The sequence below is a fragment of the Bradyrhizobium sp. Kon69 genome (assembly GCF_055807515.1).
On sequence record NZ_JBVVOS010000502.1, the window covers coordinates 1 to 248 of the forward strand.

Here is a 248-nt window from a genome sequence, read left to right on the forward strand (position 1 = left end):
GACACCGTGCTTGAGCCAGGCCAGACGATCCTGATCCCCACCGGCCTGTCGATCTACGTCGGCGACCCGGGCCTCGCAGCGCTGATCCTGCCCCGCTCCGGCCTGGGTCATAAACACGGCATCGTGCTGGGCAATCTGGTGGGCCTGATCGACTCCGACTACCAGGGCGAGTTGATGGTGTCGTGCTGGAACCGTGGCCAGACCGCATTCAACATTGCGGTCGGCGAGCGTATCGCCCAACTGGTGCT

Annotated in this window: 1 protein-coding gene; it reads left to right on the forward strand. The window is 64.5% G+C overall.

All coding sequences use genetic code 11. The features are described 5' to 3' along the window. On the forward strand, positions 1-248 hold a 248-nt coding region (gene dut / locus AC0L3U_RS39950; protein WP_473365204.1), incomplete at both ends, for a dUTP diphosphatase.